Source organism: Bacillus sp. Root131, from assembly GCF_001429475.1.
GTDB lineage: Bacteria > Bacillota > Bacilli > Bacillales > Bacillaceae_G > Bacillus_A > Bacillus_A thuringiensis_S.
In genome coordinates this window covers 2718702-2738731 of sequence record NZ_LMJQ01000001.1, presented here as the reverse complement: position 1 = coordinate 2738731, position 20030 = coordinate 2718702, and the positions used below count along the sequence as shown (strand labels likewise).

Sequence of the window (20030 nt, the reverse complement as noted above, 5' to 3'; positions counted from 1 at the left end):
TATTTCTTTTAATAATTTAAGGTTATATCCTTTCTGCATTCGCCGCGTTTAACCACGAATCATAGAATTCTGTAACTGATGCATACCGTTCTGCCCGATTTTCATTTACAGCACGATACGCTACCTCATATAATTCCTTACTTGCTTCCCATTTTATAAAGGAACGATCTTTTTCACCGCCTAGAAGTGAGAAAGCCATTGCTCCCATATTAAATACATTTGTTCTTTCATCAATTATAGCGTTTAGTTCAAATTCCTCTGGTGACATAAAACGGGAGGAACCCCATAGCCGGCCCATTTTATTTATGTAAGGTTTCTTACTGTATAAATCTATATCACAAATTTTTGTTTCGTTTGTATTAAAATTATATAAAATACTACCGTCATAAAAATCTATCGCTACATAGTTTTTCTTTTCTACATAAGTATGGAAAGAAAAAATGGAATGTAAGGAATGAATTCGTTTTATAGCAGACAAATGTCTAAATTTATAAAATGGAGAGTTTGGATTTTTATATTTCTCAGGAGGTGGGAAACGCCAATGCGAATGAAGACATTCACCATCAAACCAATCGAAAATTAATACATATCCAGATTGAACTGGAAAATGATCGATTAATCTTATAAGCGAGTCATGCTTTAAATCTTCATAGATAGTAACTGAATTTTTTAGCCTTTCAATAGCATCCCTTGTTGTTCCTTCATATGCAATTGTTTGTGCTCCTGCGTATTTAATAAATTTCTTATGACCATCTTTTTCTATACCAAAACTTATATTACCTGAATCTTGCTGGTCAAAAACTGCAAATACGGTCCCTAATTTAATAAGCCAATCAAAATTATGATATTCTTTCAATTGGAATGTTACGTTATTTAACTGAATTTCCACGGAATTATCTTTCATAGATTACCTCACATTTAATATAATTAAGTTGTACATTCCACTATTTCGACATATTTTATGGAAATCCTATGCTAATAATATAAAATTTTATAAATATAATGATAAACACTTATAAAGAGGTGAATATAATGGACCAACAAATTGTTATTAAAGCATATCAAAAAGACTGGGTTGAAGAGTATATAAAAGAAAAAGAGAAATTCTGTTCCTTGTTAGGACAAGAAATAATTGCTGTTGAACATATAGGAAGCACTGCAGTAAAAGGATTAGGAGCTAAACCTCTTATTGATATGATGATTGGCGTAACGGACTTGCAAATTACTGAAAACTGGATAGAAATTCTATCTGAAATTGGATATGAGTTTGTTCCAAAAGAAGCTACGAATTGGCGCTTTTTTAGAAAGGGAAAATGGAGAGCAGGTACTCATCATTTGCATGTTTATATTTATAATAGCGAAGAATGGAGAAACAATATTTTATTTCGGGACTTTCTAATAAGCCATGAATGGGCACGTGAAGAATATAGAGAATTAAAAGAGATGCTTGCTATTACATATACTTTTGATCGTGTGTCGTATACAAAGGCAAAAACGCCGTTTATTCGAAAAATATTAGAATTAGCTAGAACTTAATAAATTTATAGATTCTTATCTAACTAGTTTTGAAACCTCTTCCTATACTTTTTATAGGGAGGGGATTTTTTGTTTTTTTCATGACAAAATATATAAGTTCTAATTATTGGAGGCAAACTATTTTATTTATTTTGATATTTCGAGTACATTGGAAATATTAAGGGGGAATTAAGCAATGAAAGCTATTGTACATCAATATAAAAAAGGATTAGAGGGATTAGAATATAAATTTTCACCTGAGATAAGTCCTAATGCAGGTGAAGTAAAAGTAAAGTTAAAAGCTGCAGGATTAAATCATAGGGATTTATTTATTATAAATAATAGAAAAGAAATGGATCTATCATTAGTAATAGGGTCAGATGGATCAGGAGTTGTTACAGAAATAGGAGAAGGAGTTTCAAATATTAAACTACATACAGAAGTTATTATTAATCCTAGTATTGGATGGGAACATGCTACTGAAGTACCGGAGTTACCGGAAGTGCTAGGTGGACCGAAAGATGGAACGTTTGCTGAATATGTAATTGTACCAGCTGAAAATGTAGTAGAAAAGCCTTCATATCTTACTTGGGAAGAATCAGGTGTTTTATCTTTATCCGCACTAACTGCATATAGAGCGCTTTTTACAAAAGGTAGACTGAAGTGCGGCGAACACGTTTTAATTCCGGGAATAGGCGGTGGTGTTGCTACATTTGCCATGTTATTCGCGAAAGCAATTGGCGCAAAAGTGAGTGTTACTTCTAGGGTAGAGAATAAAAGGGAACTTGCTGAGAAATATGGTGCAGATATTTCTTTTCATAGTGCTGGAAATTGGGAAGAGAGCTTACAAGGTGAAAAAGTAGATTTAATAATAGATAGTATAGGTCCGGCAACTTTTTTGAAATATTTTGATGTATTAAAACCAAATGGAAGAATCGTGAATTTTGGTGCAAGCTCAGGAGATAAAATTGAATTACCATTACGCGCGCTATTTTACAATCAAATTGATATTATGGGAACATCCATGGGTAGCGGTGAGGAATTTAATGAGATGATAAAATTTATAGAAAAACATCAAATTAAACCAATTATTGATAAAGCTTACTCGTTAGAAGAAGCAATTCGAGCACTAAGCCGTATGGAACATGGAGAACAATTCGGAAATATTGTACTTCAAATGAATTAAAAAATATGATTTTGCAATTAGTATATTTAAATGAATATGTTATGTATCCCAAACATGAAAAAATACGAACCGCCTTATTATAAAGGCTTACCAGCTTTATACATAAATTGCGTATAAAATTTGTTTTATAATTGTCATATGAATAATAGTAAAATGAGGATTAGATGAAAAAAGTTTAAGCCTATTTTCATAATGGTATTGTATACTGTGTAAATCAAGAACACTTGTATGTAAGGAGAGAGTTTAATGAATTACACAGTATTTCAGTGGTTTAATAATTTTGCTGATTCATCCAAACTATTAGATACGTTAATGGTTGCTATTACAAATAGCGCTGCATACGTAGCCATTTTATTTATGCTTATCTTATGGTTTAATAATGGAAAGAAAGATAAGGCAATTAGAAAACAATATACAGTTTTATATACGACGCTTTCGGTTATTTTTGCATTATTAGTAAATGTTCTTATACACGCAGTATATTACCATCCGCGTCCGTTCGTATCACATGATGTACATCAATTAGTACCACATGCAGCAGATTCATCATTCGTTAGCGATCATTCTGTACTTGTATTTTCAATCGTCTTCGTATTTATTCTTAGAGGAGAAAAACTGAAATATATCGCGCTATTATGGGCAGTATTAGTCGGTATATCACGTATGTACGTAGGTGTTCATTATCCTTTAGATATACTTGGTGCAGCATTCTTAACACTTATTATGAGCGCATTAGTAATGCAAAGTGCACGTATGTTTGAACCAATAGCGAAACTTGTATTCAAAATGTATGCATTAGTAGCGAGACGAATTCCTTTCTTAGCGAAATATAACCATATCGCATAATTGTATTATAAAAAAAGTTCCCCTTTGGACATCCAGAGGGGAACTTTTTTATAGGAAATACGAAAAGAGTTTAGAGTGCTCTGTAATCAAGTTGTACTAATTAATATTTTGAAATTTCACGCACCGAATTTAAATTATATAAAATAATGACACAAAATAACAACAGTTAGTTTTGCATTGTTTTAAAGGAATTAAAAAGAAAACTTCGAAACATATAGTATCGCAAACAAAAATTACAAATTTAAAAACGTATCTTCGTACGAATCCATTCCAAAAGAGAGGAGATAAGTATGCAAAAACTCCAAACGAATAAAGGCGCTCGATATATGATGATTGCTTTTATTGTTTTGTTTCTTATTATGATTTTGCGTATATTCTATATTCAGGCAGTAGGAGTCGTGCATAATGTGAATGTAAAGGATCTAGCGAATGAACAACATAATAAAAAAGGTGTTTTAGAAGCGAATCGTGGCACTATCTATGACCAAACCGGGAAGGTGTTAGTACAAGATTCTACAACGTATCGAGTTGTTGTGAATTTAAAAGGAAAAGATAAAGTGAAAAATAAAGATGAAACCGCACAACAATTAGCCGATGCACTTGAAATTGATAAAGAAGAAGTATTGAAAAACTTGCATGAAGGGCGTACACAAGTTGAAATTGGAAAAATTGGTCGGAACTTATCTAGGGAAACGAAGGAAAAAATTAATAATTTAAAAATACCAGGTGTATCTTTTATGACGGAAAAAGCAAGAGTGTATCCGAATGAAGACTTTGCATCCTATATACTTGGTTTTGCTAGACCAGATGATAAAGGGAATACAGAAGGAAAGTTTGGGCTTGAAAAGAGTTTGGATAAATATTTGCGCTCTACAAACGGGAATATAGAATATGTGGGTACACGAAGGGGGATTCCGCTTACGAATGATATAGGTAAAGTAGAACCTGCTAAAAATGGGAATAACGTATATTTAACCCTTGATAAACAAATTAATAGCTTTTTAGAAGAAGCGATGAACAAAGCACAAGAGCATTATGATCCTTCTATGTTAATTGGAATTATTGCTGATCCAAAAACAGGAAAGGTTTTAGCAATGTCTAGTAAACCTAGTTACAATCCTAATGTAGGTGATATCGAATACTTTTTAAATGATCCGATTGCAAATGCATATGAACCAGGTTCAACAATGAAAGTTTTTACGTTAGCAGCTGCCATTAATGAAGGTGTATATAACGGAAAAGAATATTTTCAATCTGGAAAATATTCCGTGGGTTCATCTGATATAAAAGATCATAATGGTGGATTTGGATGGGGATCAATTACGTTTGATGAAGGTTTTGAAAGGTCATCAAACGTAGCTTTCTCTATTTTAGAAGATCAGTTACTGAAACCAAATAAATTTAAGCAATATATGAATAAATTTGGATTCAATCAAAAAACAGGAATAGATTTACCTGGTGAAAGTAAAAATACTTTATTATTAAATACGCAAATTCAACAAGTTACAACTTCTTTCGGTCAAGGTTCTACAGTAACTCCTATTCAATTAATCCAAGCGGCTACTGCAATAGCAAATGATGGGAAAATGATGCAACCATATATCGTTGATAAAATTGTAAATCCAACAAACAAAGAAGTTATTATGGAAAATCAACCGAAAGAAATTGGGAATCCGATAAAAAAAGAAACAGCGGACAAGGTTAGAAGCTTAATGGAGCGTGTTATAACATCTTCAAAAGGAACTGGTACAATGTATAAAGTGGATGGTTATCCAATTGGAGGTAAGACAGGAACAGCACAAATCCCGAATCCTGAAAACGGCCGATATATGGAAGGGAAAGAGAATTACATTTTCTCCTTTTTAGGAATGGCTCCAATTGATGATCCGGAGTTAATCGTATACTTAGCTATTAAGCAGCCAAAGTTAAAAGGAGATGAGTATGGAGCTCAGCCTCTTGCTGAAATATTTAAACCTGTTATAAAAAACAGCCTTGAATATTTAAAAGTGAAACCGTATACAGAAAAACAAATAGCTGATGCAGCGAAACAATCTCAATTAAAAGTGCAAAATTATGTAAATAAATCGATGGATACAATAGAGAAAAGTGTAGAAAAAGAGAAGCTACAGCCGGTAATTTTAGGAGAAGGAAAAATAATAAAACAATACCCACAGTCTGGCGAGGTAATAAGTGAAGGAGATCGTATATTTTTATTAGGAAATAACGCACATATGCCAAATGTAAAAGGTTGGTCCATGCGTGATGTTATGTATTTCTCTAAGCTTTTGAAATTAGATTTGAAAACTTCTGGTACGGGTTATGTAACGAGCCAAAGTATTGAAAAAGGACAAGGTTTACAAGAAGGAGATACACTAGAAATAGAATTAGAACCGCCGTTACAACCGTTAACAGAGGCGAATACAAATTAATTCAGGTATTTGGAAGGAGCTATATGAAAATGGCTCTTTCTTTAGAGTTATAAGTAATTTCACGCACCGTAATTTTTAGAAAAAATAATAAATAAGAGAATTAATAATAATACGTTATTAAATATCTGATTATTTTTTATTTACAGTTAAAATCATTTGTGATAATATGGAAAAAATCAAATGCATTGAAGAGAATAGTAAATAAAATGAATTTTTCACAGAGAGCTCCATTTAGCTGAAAAGGAGTAAAAATTCTTTATTGAATCAAGCCTCTGAGCAGTACACCGGAACCTGTTATGAAGGGGGTGGTGTGACGGGAGCTCCCGTTATAGAGCTATGGTATAAGCATGAATGAGAATGCAGTACCTGATAAGGTTAGTATGGTGACATATTAACAAACTAGGGTGGCACCGCGATGATAATCTCGTCCCTAAGATTAAAAGTCTTGGGGGTGGGATTTTTTTATTGTTGTAAAACAATTTGGAAAGCGGGGGCCAAAAATGAAAAACTTACTTAAAGATTGGAAATATCCTTTATTACTATTGTCCGGAGTTGGTATTGCGAATTTAGGGGCATGGATTTACTTAATAGCACTGAATGTACTTGTCTATAATATGGGTGGCTCAGCCTTAGCTGTTGCTACTTTATATGTAATAAAACCATTAGCCACTTTATTTACAAACGCTTGGTCTGGGAGTATGATTGATCGTTTAAATAAACGGAAGTTAATGATTCACCTCGATATATATCGTGCGTTATTTATCGCTATTTTACCTTTACTTCCGTCACTTTGGATTGTTTATGTATTCGTATTCTTTATAAGTATGGCCAGTGCAATTTATGAGTCAACTGCTATGACGTATATGACGAAATTAATTCCAGTAGAGCGAAGACAACGTTTCAACTCACTACGTAGTTTAATAGGATCTGGTGCATCACTAATTGGACCAGCAGTAGCGGGGGGATTATTAATTGCGGGTACACCAGAATTCGCTATATATATGAATGCTATAGCATTTCTCTTATCAGGATTAATTACATTACTTTTACCCAACCTTGATAAGAAAAAAGATTCGGATACAACTAGTAATACATTATCCCTTACAGTATTAAAAAAAGATTGGAGCACTGTTATAAATTTTAGTAGAAAACATGTGTATGTCGTATATGTGTATTTCTTATTTCAAAGTATGTTCGTATTAGCAACTGCTACTGATTCACTTGAACTATCGTTTGCGAAAGAGGTATTACTACTAACAGATAGTGAATACGGTTTTCTAGTTAGTATAGCTGGTGCAGGCTATATATTAGGTGCCATAACAAATACAATTTTGTCAAAGAAATTAGCACCTTCATTTCTAATTGGAATAGGATCATTATTCATCGCAATTGGTTATTTAATTTATGCCTTTTCAAATGTATTTTTAATAGCTGCTATTGGATTCTTTATTTTATCTTTTTCGATGGCATATGCAAATACAGGATTTTATACATTTTACCAAAATAACATCCCTGTTCATATGATGGGACGGATCGGGAGTATATATGGGCTTATTATTGCGTTAGTAACAATTTTTATTACAATATTATCTGGTGTTGCGACTCAGTTCATTTCTATACAACTTGTAGTTATTGTAGGGTCATTAATAATGTTATTTATCACTATCGTATTGTGTGTGTTTACTTTATCCCCATTGCAATCTAAGTTGTATTCTACTGAATCAATAAAGTGAAACTTTAATCAGTGGGGGTTTTGTTCATCCCCCGCTTAACTTCCACTGAATTTTGAGGTGGGGGTCTTACTGTCCGTTAATGCGGGATAAATTCGAAATAAACTTTGTGTTCTCATTAACAATTTATCGTATTCAATAAGAGGGTTCTTTCCCCTTTATATGGAAAAATTAATAAGGGGAAAGTACAATTTGGAAAGATAAGGGTGGTTGTCGTGATAAAAACAAAAGATGAGATTAATAAAATTGTAAAAGAAATACAAAAGGAAATAGATTTCTCTGGAGTAGTTTTAGTAAAAAAAGAAAAAAAACTAGTCTATGAAAAAGCATTGGGTTACGCAAACCAAAGTGAATGTATAAGCAATACGATACAAACAAGATTCGGCATTGCCTCAGGATGTAAAATTTTCACTGCAATTGGCATCTGTCAACTTGTTGAAAAAGGTGTTATTTCTTTTCATACAAAATTAAAAGATTGTCTAGAGATAAAATTTCCAAACTTTGATGAAGATATTACAATACATCAACTACTAACGCATAGCGCTGGTATACCAGATTATTTTGATGAAAGTATTATGGATAACTTCGAAGATCTTTGGAAACAAACACCTATGTATCTATTAAAGAGCTTAAAAGATTTTTTACCATTATTCCAAAACAGTAATATGATGTTTACACCTGGAAGTAAGTTTCACTACAACAATGCAGGTTTTATCATACTCGGATTAATAATAGAAGAACAGACGGGATTTAAATTTACGGAGTATATAGAAAAGAACATATTTAATCCAATTGGTATGAATGATTCTGGCTATTTTTCTTTAGATAGATTACCAAGACATACAGCACTAGGATATATAAAGGATGAAACTAACCAAAATTGGAGAACAAACGCCTACTCTATACCAATAAAAGGAGGAGCTGATGGAGGTGCATATGTTACTGCACCAGACATGCTGAAATTTTGGGCGGCACTATTTAATAATGAAATTTTAGGAAAGGAATATACAAAGTTACTTTTAACTCCCCACATTCAAGTAAATGATAAACAGTCTTACGGCTATGGAATATGGATTGAAACACGAGAAAACAAGGTATTCAAATATCATATAATGGGATATGATCCAGGCGTCAGTTTTCGCTCGTCTATATATCCAGAATTAGGAATCACTTTAGTTATTCCATCGAATAAAGGGGCAGGACCCGAAAAATTAATGACAGAAATAGAAAGAGCTTTTTAATTATATGGATATTAAAGAAGAGATACAAAAATAATTTAAACGGGTTCATGATAGTTTCTATTTTGAAAAATATTTTAGTTAACGAGAAACCCTTTATTTAGTAAATAAAGGGTTTTATAATTTCATAAAAATATATACAATTATATAGATTTTGGAATTCGAAAACATTACTATATAGTTGTAAATTTTAATTATTCATTCATATGAAAGGGCGTGTTAGCAATTTGTATATGATCAACGGTAGTTTGTTTATTATTTTAGGGGTTATTTGTTATTTAATTGTACGTGGAATATTAATTGGTACCAAAAATAAAAAACATGTGATTTGGTGGAAAGAAATAATAAGTTTTTTATTCGTGGTCTACATTTGTATGGTTGTTGCAGTAACTTTATTCCCTTTACCAATTGGTTTTCCTTCTAATGTTGAAAATCTGAATCGCTCGGTCAATATAATACCATTTGCATCAATTATTAAAGACATCAATCAAATTGGTAGTGCTTATGATGGGGATGCCCTGTTTATGATTGGTCTAATTGTAAGAAATGTAGGCGGGAATATTTTATTATTAATGCCTTTAGGATTTTCAGCACCAATCTTATGGGATAAATATACGAAATTCAAAAATAATATTTTATTAGGATTTGCTATATCAGTTAGTATTGAATTGCTACAATTAATTGAGTCTTTATTTAGTGGAGTGGGACGTATTACTGATATTGATGATGTGATCTGTAATGTTATAGGTTCTATTGTTGGATATTGTATTTATAATATCTTTTTAAAAGCTATTAATAAATTTAACATTCGATTGTTGGGTAAAACTAATTCTAAAGGTGTGGAATTAGTTGATAAATAGGAGTTTAAACGAGTTATTAAAAGCGTACGAGTAAAAAGTACGTCTTTTTATTTTTATAAATAATGCTTAAGGCTGATGAGAACTCACATTTTCCATCTTACACTTGAAAGTAGCTATTGTATTTCAATTATGGAATGAAAAGAGGAGAATATAATCTTTAAAGATAAACAAGTTTATAGGAGGATTCTAAATGGATATTTTACTTGTTGTTCTTATTATTGTTTTGATGCAAAGTAAAGAACGAAAAGTGAAAATAAACCGTATTTGGCTCATTCCGGCTTTGTTGTGCTTTGTAACAGTTCAGTCCATTATTCGTATGGGACAAATAACTTTGCTGCAAGGACTACTGTTTTTTGTAATGCTTGGAATTGGCTTAGGTATTGGAATTATACGGGGGAAAGCTTTAACATTTCGATTAGATAGTGAAACGGGTCATGTACTACGGAAAGGAAATTGGGTAAGTACAATAATTCTTCTTGTTATTTTAGGAGTAAAAATTATTATTAAACAAAGTATGTTTTCTGGTAGCACGCACCAGACACTAATGGTTGTAACAAATGCCTTTTTATGTATTACATTAGGCACCGTAATTAGTAGACGTTATTATATTTGGAAAAAATATAATGAATTAACACAAAAAGCGTAAATACATGCATCCCTTGTTTAACATTGTTGCGAACGGTAATACTAAATAACATTGAACTTTTACAACAAGGGATGATAATATGATATACATTTACACAGACTTCGGCGGTACACATACAACATCACTAGCTGCAGCATATCATTTAAATAAATTACCAACGGATCGTAAGTTAACAAAAGAAGAAATTTTGAATGTAGATTACTTTAATAAATTGAAAACAGAAGATATGGGAAAAATTGTTTTTCATGGAATAGACGAAAACGGTCATCCTGTATATACGATTGGATGTGGCGCATCAAAAGTTGTTGTACCAGCGATGAAGCATTTAGGAGAAATCTTGCAAAAACATTATCAAAGTCATGAAAAAATTATTTTTTCTAATACATCACCAACCGTACCTTTACCAATGACTTTTGGTGGTCTGTTTTCTAGAAGGTTCCATATCGATTTTATTGGCATACCGTTACTCGTATGGGGAGCAAAAATTTGCTGTGATAATATACAAAGGCTTGTTAGTTATACAAAAGAGGCAGGAAGATTAACGAATGATTATGTTGTAATTTTAGATAATGAAACTTTTAAATAGTATATGAATAAGAAGAAAATCGAGCAAATTCCTTGATTTTCTTTTTTATTTGTGGAATAGACAAGAAATAGTCACATTTAATATACATCTACTATAGCCAAAATAATAAAGTCCTGTTACTATTACAGGGATATTCTCTTTTTATAACATAAATATATAGAAAAATTAGAAAAGAGGAATTGAATTAAGGGAGGAACAACATGAAGCGTGTTGCTTGGATTACTGATAGTACAACTGCGAATTTTAAAACAGAAGGAGATAACTTTGTTATCCCAATCGAAGTTATTATTGATGGAATTTCGTACAAAGATTGTGAAGAAGGTGTACGTGAACGGGTTTATAATGCGTTAAACGAAGGTAAAATAGTCACTACTTCACAACCTAATATTGGGGAAATGGTAGAGTTGTTTACAAAATGCAAAGAAGGATATGAAGAAGGATTTGCAGTTGCTATTAGCGGAAAAGTAAGTGGAACCTATCAAAATATGAAGTTAGCTGCAGAAATGGCAGGTTTTCCATTAACTGTATTAGACAGTGAAACAACAAGTTATCCAATGGATGAATTAATTAGAAAAGCGAAATCGTTATACAATGATGGTATGACTTTACAAGATATACACAAAACATTAGTAGATGAAAAAAGAAGACCTTTTCATGTATTCCCAAAGAGTTTAAAAGGTTTATATGCGAGTGGTCGTGTAAAGGGTATTCAATTTTTACTTGGAAGTTTATTAAGTGTGAACTTAATACTAGAAGTAAAAGGTGGAGAGCTTTTACTTGAAAAGAAAGTTCGTAAAATCCAAAAATGTCGAGAATATATTAAAAATGAACTTGAAAAAGAATTACCAAAAGTACTTCATATGTTCCATGCTAACGATAAAGCTGGAGCGGAAGAATGGATTGCAGATATTAAACAAGCATTCCCCGAAATGGATTTCAAATTATATCCATTACCAATTTCATTTGCGGTTCATGCAGGTGAGGGAACAATAGCAATTAGTTATTAAAGTAAAACCCGTGAATCATTCACGGGTTTTTTCAGAGTGTTGGGAAAGACCTTATATACTATAAGGTCTTTTGTACCTCTTAAAATGACTTGAATAGCGTTTATTTGAGGTCATTAGGTAGTTAGAGATTGATGACTATCTTTAACGAAAAAAGTTGAAGTCATATTTTTAAATGCTAATAAATCAGAATATTCTACCTTTTATTTCTACAGTTACAATCTATTTACATATAAGATTATTAGGATTATATTAACAATGAAAGAGAAAACAATAGATGGAAGGGGATGTTTTTTATGTTTAAAAAAGCAGCACTAGGGATTTCATCGTTAGCAATCACAGCGTTCGTCGGATTAGGGATGGCAACAGAAGCTTCAGCTGGACCAGCAGCACCACTTACTTCACTAAACGTCGTACAAGTAGAGTCTGAGCTGGGCGGAGTAGAAACAATTAACCAAAACAGCTTTAGCACAACACGTAACCACGGGGGAAAATACTTATATATTACAACGAAAGAGATGGGATACGGTCAAAATCCGTTTACTAAAATGAATGGTTCTAATGTAAAAAGTATTGGATCCACAATAATCGGCGGAAAACCAATCGTTGGCTGGTATTACAAATGGGATGCGTCTGGACATCAACAAGGAACATTTGAATACCAAAAAACATCTATAAACGCGCCATTTAATACAATGCGTACGTCAATTTATATCCAATAATTTTTGAAAACGTTCGCACATATAGAATAGTTAAAAAGGTACTTCTAGGAGTACCTTTTTTTGATTTGAATCACGTTCATCTATATTTACAATTCCGATTCCATAGCAAGAACACTTCCCATAAAACAAAATCCTTAACGTCTATAAAATTTATATGAACGCGTAGTACAAGTCCGCTACAGTTAAAGTACGTAACTTTACATATTTCAACTCAATGAAAAAGGAAGAAACTGCAGTACTTACGCCGCAGTTTTAAATTCATCCATGAACTCACAGTTTTTAGATATATAGACATAAACGTACTACCTGCTACTCTTTTTTAAATTCAAGATTAAAAAAGAGTAGCTAAACTTATATAAGCTTAGCTTAATGGGTATGTGACGAAACTTTAAAATTAATTACATCTTTTTCATAGCATAAATAATTTTGTATAGGCAGATGAAAGGATTTTTTAAAATAATAAAGAAGTATGTATAAACAAATATATAAATGGTAGTGATTAGGATGAAAATCAGTAAGTTTGCAGAAGTAAATAATGTAAGTGTAGATACGATTAGACATTATATGGACCTCGGACTCGTTATTCCCGAGAAAAAAGGAAGTCACTATTTTTTTGACGAGTATTGTCAAAAGGATATAGAACTTATATTAGAGTACAAATGGCTAGGGTTTAGCTTGTATGAAATTAAAGAACTGTTTCTTTATAAAAATTTAGGGAAATCCTTAGACTATGAAAAGGATAATTTTTATCAATCTTTATTTAAAGTAAAATATGAAAAGATTGAACAAGAAATAAAAACTTTAGAGGAACGAAAATGCAAATTAAAGGAAGCGTTACATAATTTATCTATAGAAACTGAAATTTCGAGTTCAATTTTAGGGGTAGATTTAAAAGTACTTCATTTATTTAAATGTGTTAAGTGTAACGGAAATTTAATTCTTGAAGATGGCATTATTAATAAGAATCAAATTATTGAGGGAAAGTTAATTTGTAATTGTGGTGAAGAATACACGATTATTTCAGGGGTTTTAACAGCTGGCAACTCAGTGAAAGCGTATGAAAAGAAATCACTTGAAGATTCTATTTCGGATTATATTCATGAAACTGATACTGCTTTTTTGGAAAATGTTCAAAGAGGAGGAGAATGGGCGAAAAAGAAACTAATGCAATTAGATTTAAATGAAAAAATACTACTTGATTTAGGGTCTGGTATTGGGTTCTTTTTACGAAATATTTATGAAGAACTACCGGAAGAGTGTTTATATATTGCTGTTGATCGAGATTTGAATAAACTTTTACTTTTAAAAGATGTAATTGAGAGAAGAAATGTGAAAAGAAATATTGTATTTATCTGTGCCGACTTTCTAAACATACCTATTCAGAATAATTCTGTTGATATTGTAATCGATCAATCAGGTACAAGTAATTATAGTTTTGAATATGAGGAGTTCTTATTGTGTGAATTAAATTCCCTTTTTAAACACAATTGTTATTTATTAAGTTCATTTATTTTATTTAATAAATTTAGTATAAATAGCCAAATTGCACCTAGACTCAGAGAGAATTTTACATCTGCAAAAGTAACAAAAGAAATCGAAAATTTACAGTTTCAATCTATTGATGAAAGTACTTCAAATTATTTGATACGAGGGGGAAGGTACGAGGATTTCTTTGTTCAAGGAGAAGAAATTTATACATATTCATTTTTCGGAAAAAGATGGGGTTAACCCCATCTTTTATTTATTTTCCCTTAAAACTTTTCAAATAGTACATATTGCTATTGGGTTGACCCAAGAACTTACAATGTACGTAACACAAAGTTAGGCAGGGGGAAAAGTGATGGGAAGTTTACGATTACATATAGAAAATAAAAAAAGCAATCAAGAATTAAGAAATATTAGTTTATATTCAATTGCAAAAACAGTATCACTATTTGGTAGCTCTATTTATAGTTTTGCATTAGGATTGTATGTTTTACAAATAACCGGATCTGCGTTAAATTTTGCAATTTCGCTCATATTAGGAACGATTCCAATGATTGTTATGAATCCATTTGCCGGTGTCATTGCTGATAAGGTTGATAAAAAGAAACTGGTTATTTGTATGGATTTACTAAGCGGATTATTATTAATAACTGTTTATATATTAAGCAGCTATTATGGATTAAACTTATTCATCATTTATACTACTACCTTTCTTATGACAGTATTTACAACGTTTTTTGGAATAGGATTAGAGGCCGTAAAACCGAATATGGTTACTAAAGAACGGTTAATGAGTATTAATTCTATAAGTAAAATTATCGATTCTATATCTTTAATTTTAGGGCCTATGTTAGGGGGCATTGTTTTTGCAGTCTTTGATATGAAAACTTTTATAATTATTAACGGTATTTCATTTATCCTTTCGGCTATATCCATATTGTTTATAAACTTTAAATTGTGCGAGCAAAACATAAATGAGGAATGTTCAATTAGAGAAATTAATTTTATTGAAGATATAAAGGAGGGATACTCTTACTTATTGGAGCGGAAAAGCTTAAAAAATACTTTTAGTATTTTAATTTCACTTAATTTCTTTTTAGGCTTTGCTGTAACTGTTCCGTTGCCATACATTATTAACACAGTTCTCAATCTTAGTTCTAAGCAATTTGGTATGATTCAAGGGACTTTTCCGATAGGTATGATAGTTGGTGCAATATTAGTAAAAAAGATAACTGATTGTTTTTCTTATTCTTATCTATTGAAAAAAATAAGTTTTATGTTGGCAATTTTTATGATAGTTTCAGGAATACCTGTTTTATTTAAATCTATTGTAGTAAATAATTTGGTATATGTTACTACGTATTGCATGATTATGTTCTTTTTAGGGTTTATGATAGCACAAATTGATATTCCTTTAATGTATTTCATGCAAAATGAGATTCCTGAAGAATATAGAGGAAGAGTTCTTAGTATTGGATTAAGCTTAGGTAAAATAATGCAGCCAATAGCACTTGCAATATCAGGACTATTATTAAATTTCATTCCAGCCTACACGCTTCCCATTGCAGGGGGGATTGTATTTTTTACTTTGAATAAAATTTTAACAAATAAGTTAAATTTAGAAATTCATTCAAAAGATTATAGTGTTTAACGTAACTTAAAAAGCGCAGGATCAGCATCCTGCGCTTTTCTATCGTAATTCAGCTGTTTTTCTAATAACAATTTTATCAATATCATCTTCTTCATCACCAATAAATAATCCTCGTTCTTTTAAATACGCTTCAAAATATAAATCAGCTTCAGCGCGTTCATCATATGGCTTTACAGAGAGAACGAAACCTAATTTGTTTTGTTCTTCTAAATGAGAAGTGGAGATGTAAGCCGGTACATTATGGCGTAAAAAGAGTTCTTTAACCGGAATAATCATATCTTTCATTAATTTCGTTAGCATACCCATTTCAAACTCGAAATTAAAGCGATCTATACTAGACAAATCAGCGAATACTACACCGATAAAACCTGTATTAAATACTTCTTGATATTCTACATCTTCGTCATGGTCGCCGTAAAAATTCTTTTCGATTAAATAATTTACAAAATAAGCAACGCCATCACTTTGTTCAAATGGTTTCGTTGAAAGAACAAAACCAATTTTCTTTTGTGTATGTAAATACACACATGACATGTATGCTGAAATGTTATGTTCTTTAAATAAAGCACTTGTTGCTCCAGAGAGACCATCTAATACGCGATGAACAATTTGAAGTTTTTTACGAGCGAAATAATAGGATTTCTTTTGTAACTCCAATGTATCAATAAAGACAGAGCCGATAAAGCCTGTATTTGAAATAATAGGTGCTTGCTTTTTTCTTCCTCTGCGCTTTAATGGAGCCATTGTTAAAATCATCCCTTCATGTACGTTTAAAATAAAAAGAACATTTGTTCGTATATTTATATTTTACTATTAAAACGCTATAAAGTAAAGGGTTTTTGATGAAAATATAACAAAAAAGACACCTTATAAAAGGTGCCTTAAACGCTGTAAGGAATAGGGTTTACCCTAACTATTTATATTATGATACAGAAACAATCTCTTCTGTATCTTCTACATCTAAATGACAGTCCATAGTACGAACATCTTGATCTTCATGACTTCCGAAATAAATAGTAATTTTCATATGTATCGCTCCTTTATTCTAGGAATACCTAAAATAATTACTAGTAATGTTAATATTTATTATATACCACTTTTTTCATTCCGACAACGTTATATCATTTTTAATTATTTTAAACTATAGAGCACAATTTAAAGAAGTACTTTTTATAGAAAAAGGTAAATTTCTAATATGTTATATTTAATATAGAAGGATTCGAGTAGTACTTTTTATGAAAAGGAGAACTATTGATGAATTATAAACAATTACTAATAGATAACTTTGTGTTTAAAACTTCATATGTTGCGCAATTTGTGCCCGGAATGAGTGTAAAAGAAACGAAAGATTATATTTCTGTTGATTGCGGATTACCTGCCGATACATTCAATGTTATTACTCTACTAAATAATAATTTAACGGAAGGGATTGAGAAATTATATAAGGAGGTATTCTACTATAATCAAAAAAATTTCCAATGAGTATTTGGTTATGGGATGAGGAGCAAGAGCGAGATATAAAAAGCGAGTTAATTAAAATCGGTTTAAAAGAAGCGGAACAGAATATTGCGATGGTAGCAGACTTAGAAACAATTTCTCCACCAATAAACATGCCAGTAAGTTTTACAATTCAAGAAGCATCTTCATCTGGAAAAATAAAAAAATTTGGAGAAACATTAGCTAATCTATTCGGCACATCAGAAGAAGGTATACATGTACAAGCATTCTATAATCAAATTTCTAATCTTGATTTATGGAACAGTGAGGATATGAAACTATTTTTAGGATTTTATGAAGGTGAAGTCGTAACTGTTGGTTCATTGATATGTTCAAAAGATAGTATTGGTATTTATGACATAGCAACTAAAGAAGAAATGAGAGGACGAGGATTCGGATCTACTATGTTCAATTTCCTTCTGCAAGAAGCACAAAAATTTAAAAATACTTATTGTGTATTACAAGCTTCACACGATGGAATCAATATTTATAAAAAATCGGGATTTCAAGCTATCGGTAAAATGACTGTATTGGAAAATCGACATTTAATTGAGTAAATCATTCTAGTTAAATCGTCTTTATATAGGAGCTTATAAATCGTTATGAAAAAGATATATCTTGTTACAATAATTTGTGCCTTTATAGTAATAAGTATCTTTGTTTTTCAGAAAATAAATGAACATAAGTATACTAAAGCTATTAATCAATCAAATCATATAAAAAATATCGCACATAGAGGTGCTTCTGCGTACGCACCTGAACATACAATAGCAGCATATAAATTAGGACAACAAATGAATGGAGATTATATAGAAATTGACCTCCAAATGACAAAAGATGGACATTTAGTGGCTATGCATGACGAAACCTTAAATCGTACAACAAATGGTACTGGGCTAGTGAAAGAGCATACATTAGAAGAAATAAAGCAACTAAATGCAGGTTCTTTTTTTAATGAAAAATATCCGAACTTAGCAAAGAAAGAATTTGAAAATGCTAAAGTCCCAACATTAAAAGAAATTATTGAAACGTTTGGGCATAACGCGAACTATTATATCGAAACAAAATCACCTGATGAATATTTAGGAATGGAAGAAAAATTATTAGAAATTATTAATTACTACGAAATACAGGATAAAGTTATTATTCAATCGTTTAGTGAAGAAAGTCTACAAAAGATTCATAGCTTAAATAGTAATATATCCATAGTACAATTATTACCTTATAAAAAAGCAGTTCAATTAACAAAATTAGAGATAGAAAAGTATAAAATGTACTGCATAGGTCTTGGTATGAATTACAAATATATCGATTCAGATTATGTAAAGAAAATAAAGAAAAGTGGATTAGAAGTTCATCCATTTACAGTAGATAATGAAAATGATATGAAAAAGTTACTTGCATGGGGAGTCGACGGGATGTTTACCAATTATCCAGATCATTTACATTCAATATTGGATTTGAAAAATTATGAATAAGTAGTGTTATTCATAAAGGGAAAATTTACACAACCTGTATACTAGGATTATCAATGCAAGAAGGCATGTATCATATCAAAAGAAAATACCAAAAACCGCAACTGGAAGACCTAGGTTGTGGTTTTTTATTGCTTTGATTTCAGTTTACAAAGTTTGAAGCTAGAAGTGAAAACCTTTTTAGATGAATTGGCTTCTTATGTATTTGTACTTCGTATCGTTCTAGGTATATGTACAACCCATGAGACGAATTTTGCATATGATAATAGAAAAGGAGATGTTGCATATTGAAATATCACAATAGAAATGTAAGTAATCTGAATAAATTAGCGGATAATACGAAAGCTGCCGCTTTTAAGTGGTATCAGTACTGCATTGACAATGGTATTGAAGTGTTAATTTACGAAACAATCCGTACGGTCGAGCGACAACGTGAATATGTTCGTAAAGGAGCATCGCAAACGATGCGCTCATATCACTTAGTAGGACAAGCATTAGATTTTGTTCCAATTCAGTCGAATGGTACAGAAGATTGGAATAGCTATAATAAAGAACCGTGGGCATCAGCAATTCGTTATGCTAAACAAATTGGCTTTGAATGGGGCGGTGACTGGAAAGGATTTGTGGATAGTCCGCATTTGCAATATAACTACAAAGGGTATGGAACGGATACTTTTGGAAAAGGTTCTCAAAACGTAGCGACTCCTCCTCCAACGAATGATGGTGTAGGGGTAGCTTATATTAACGGTAGCAATGTAAATTTACGAAAAGGACCTGGTACTGGATATGGTGTTATTCGCCAATTAGGGAAAGGAGAGTCCTACAAAGTATTTGGGCAATCAAATGGCTGGTTAAATTTAGGTGGCGATCAGTGGATTTATAACGATCCATCATATATTCGTTATACGGGAGGAAATGTACCCGCAACTTCACAATCATCAAACGATGGTGTAGGCGTAGTTACTATAATAGCGGATGTATTGCGTGTTCGTACCGGACCAGGAACAAATTACGGTATTGTGAAAAATGTGTACCAAGGTGCAAAATATCAATCGTTTGGATATAAAGATGGTTGGTATAATGTTGGTGGAAATCAATGGGTTTCTGGTGAATATGTTACATTTGTAAAGTAAAAATAAGAGCCGTCCTGTTGGGCGGCA

General features: G+C 31.6%; 18 protein-coding genes, 1 pseudogene and 1 other annotated feature. Of the genes and pseudogenes, 17 read left to right on the top strand and 2 right to left on the bottom strand.

Annotated features, from left to right (window positions below):
• Window positions 1-22 precede the first annotated feature (22 nt).
• Window positions 23-904 (bottom strand): protein kinase, encoded by an 882-nt coding sequence (locus tag ASE54_RS13780; protein ID WP_000654529.1) that lies wholly within the window; start codon window positions 902-904, stop codon window positions 23-25.
• Window positions 905-1032: 128 nt separating this feature from the next.
• On the opposite strand from ASE54_RS13780, the gene ASE54_RS13775 reads away from it, so the two are divergent.
• From ASE54_RS13775 to ASE54_RS13715, 13 genes are all read left to right on the top strand, one after another.
• The gene (locus ASE54_RS13775; protein WP_000372682.1) at window positions 1033-1536 is read left to right on the top strand and encodes a GrpB family protein; all 504 of its coding nucleotides are present in this window, start codon (window positions 1033-1035) and stop codon (window positions 1534-1536) included.
• 175 nt (window positions 1537-1711) lie between these two features.
• Window positions 1712-2701 carry a zinc-binding dehydrogenase gene (locus ASE54_RS13770; protein WP_000644525.1) on the top strand — a complete coding sequence of 330 codons (990 nt, stop codon included), beginning with the start codon at window positions 1712-1714 and terminating at the stop codon, window positions 2699-2701.
• Between the two features lie 246 nt (window positions 2702-2947).
• On the top strand, window positions 2948-3547 hold the full coding sequence (locus ASE54_RS13765; RefSeq protein WP_001110130.1) for an undecaprenyl-diphosphatase: 600 nt from the start codon (window positions 2948-2950) through the stop codon (window positions 3545-3547).
• A 290-nt stretch (window positions 3548-3837) separates the two neighbouring features.
• Entirely contained in the window at window positions 3838-5976 is a 2139-nt protein-coding gene (locus ASE54_RS13760) for a penicillin-binding protein (protein WP_001170953.1), read from the top strand.
• 176 nt (window positions 5977-6152) lie between these two features.
• Window positions 6153-6411, top strand: a binding site (T-box leader).
• Window positions 6412-6476: 65 nt separating this feature from the next.
• Entirely contained in the window at window positions 6477-7709 is a 1233-nt protein-coding gene (locus ASE54_RS13755) for an MFS transporter (RefSeq protein ID WP_000793351.1), read from the top strand.
• A gap of 212 nt (window positions 7710-7921) precedes the next feature.
• The gene (locus tag ASE54_RS13750) at window positions 7922-8947 is read left to right on the top strand and encodes a serine hydrolase (protein WP_000598054.1); all 1026 of its coding nucleotides are present in this window, start codon (window positions 7922-7924) and stop codon (window positions 8945-8947) included.
• 224 nt (window positions 8948-9171) lie between these two features.
• Window positions 9172-9804 carry a VanZ family protein gene (locus tag ASE54_RS13745; protein WP_000281840.1) on the top strand — a complete coding sequence of 211 codons (633 nt, stop codon included), beginning with the start codon at window positions 9172-9174 and terminating at the stop codon, window positions 9802-9804.
• Between the two features lie 190 nt (window positions 9805-9994).
• A complete protein-coding gene (locus tag ASE54_RS13740; RefSeq protein ID WP_000353716.1) occupies window positions 9995-10450 on the top strand; it encodes a DUF1453 family protein in 456 nt (151 codons plus the stop codon).
• A 79-nt stretch (window positions 10451-10529) separates the two neighbouring features.
• Entirely contained in the window at window positions 10530-11036 is a 507-nt protein-coding gene (locus ASE54_RS13735; RefSeq protein ID WP_000639425.1) for a DUF3189 family protein, read from the top strand.
• A gap of 200 nt (window positions 11037-11236) precedes the next feature.
• Window positions 11237-12043, top strand: coding sequence for a DegV family protein (locus tag ASE54_RS13730; RefSeq protein ID WP_000831919.1), 807 nt, complete (start codon window positions 11237-11239; stop codon window positions 12041-12043).
• Window positions 12044-12336: 293 nt separating this feature from the next.
• Complete coding sequence (locus ASE54_RS13725; protein ID WP_000472921.1) at window positions 12337-12762, top strand: DUF4879 domain-containing protein; 426 nt, start codon at window positions 12337-12339, stop codon at window positions 12760-12762.
• Between the two features lie 504 nt (window positions 12763-13266).
• Window positions 13267-14490 (top strand): MerR family transcriptional regulator, encoded by a 1224-nt coding sequence (locus ASE54_RS13720; RefSeq protein WP_000703286.1) that lies wholly within the window; start codon window positions 13267-13269, stop codon window positions 14488-14490.
• Window positions 14491-14602: 112 nt separating this feature from the next.
• Window positions 14603-15898, top strand: a complete 1296-nt coding sequence (locus tag ASE54_RS13715) for an MFS transporter (protein ID WP_000535181.1) — start codon at window positions 14603-14605, stop codon at window positions 15896-15898.
• A 39-nt stretch (window positions 15899-15937) separates the two neighbouring features.
• On the opposite strand, the gene ASE54_RS13710 is transcribed toward ASE54_RS13715, so the two are convergent.
• Complete coding sequence (locus tag ASE54_RS13710; protein ID WP_000035360.1) at window positions 15938-16642, bottom strand: hypothetical protein; 705 nt, start codon at window positions 16640-16642, stop codon at window positions 15938-15940.
• Window positions 16643-17152: 510 nt separating this feature from the next.
• Between ASE54_RS13710 and ASE54_RS13705 the strand changes: the two are divergent.
• The 4 genes and pseudogenes from ASE54_RS13705 (at window position 17153) to ASE54_RS13695 (ending at window position 20003) form a co-directional block, all read left to right on the top strand.
• Window positions 17153-17952 (top strand): annotated as a pseudogene (locus ASE54_RS13705) (GNAT family N-acetyltransferase).
• Window positions 17953-17997: 45 nt separating this feature from the next.
• On the top strand, window positions 17998-18873 hold the full coding sequence (locus tag ASE54_RS13700) for a glycerophosphodiester phosphodiesterase (protein ID WP_000725655.1): 876 nt from the start codon (window positions 17998-18000) through the stop codon (window positions 18871-18873).
• Between the two features lie 117 nt (window positions 18874-18990).
• On the top strand, window positions 18991-19161 hold the full coding sequence (locus ASE54_RS36340) for a hypothetical protein (RefSeq protein ID WP_000232343.1): 171 nt from the start codon (window positions 18991-18993) through the stop codon (window positions 19159-19161).
• On the top strand, window positions 19158-20003 hold the full coding sequence (locus tag ASE54_RS13695; RefSeq protein WP_000873744.1) for a M15 family metallopeptidase: 846 nt from the start codon (window positions 19158-19160) through the stop codon (window positions 20001-20003). The genes ASE54_RS36340 and ASE54_RS13695 overlap by 4 nt, the downstream gene beginning before the upstream one ends.
• Window positions 20004-20030: the final 27 nt, after the last annotated feature.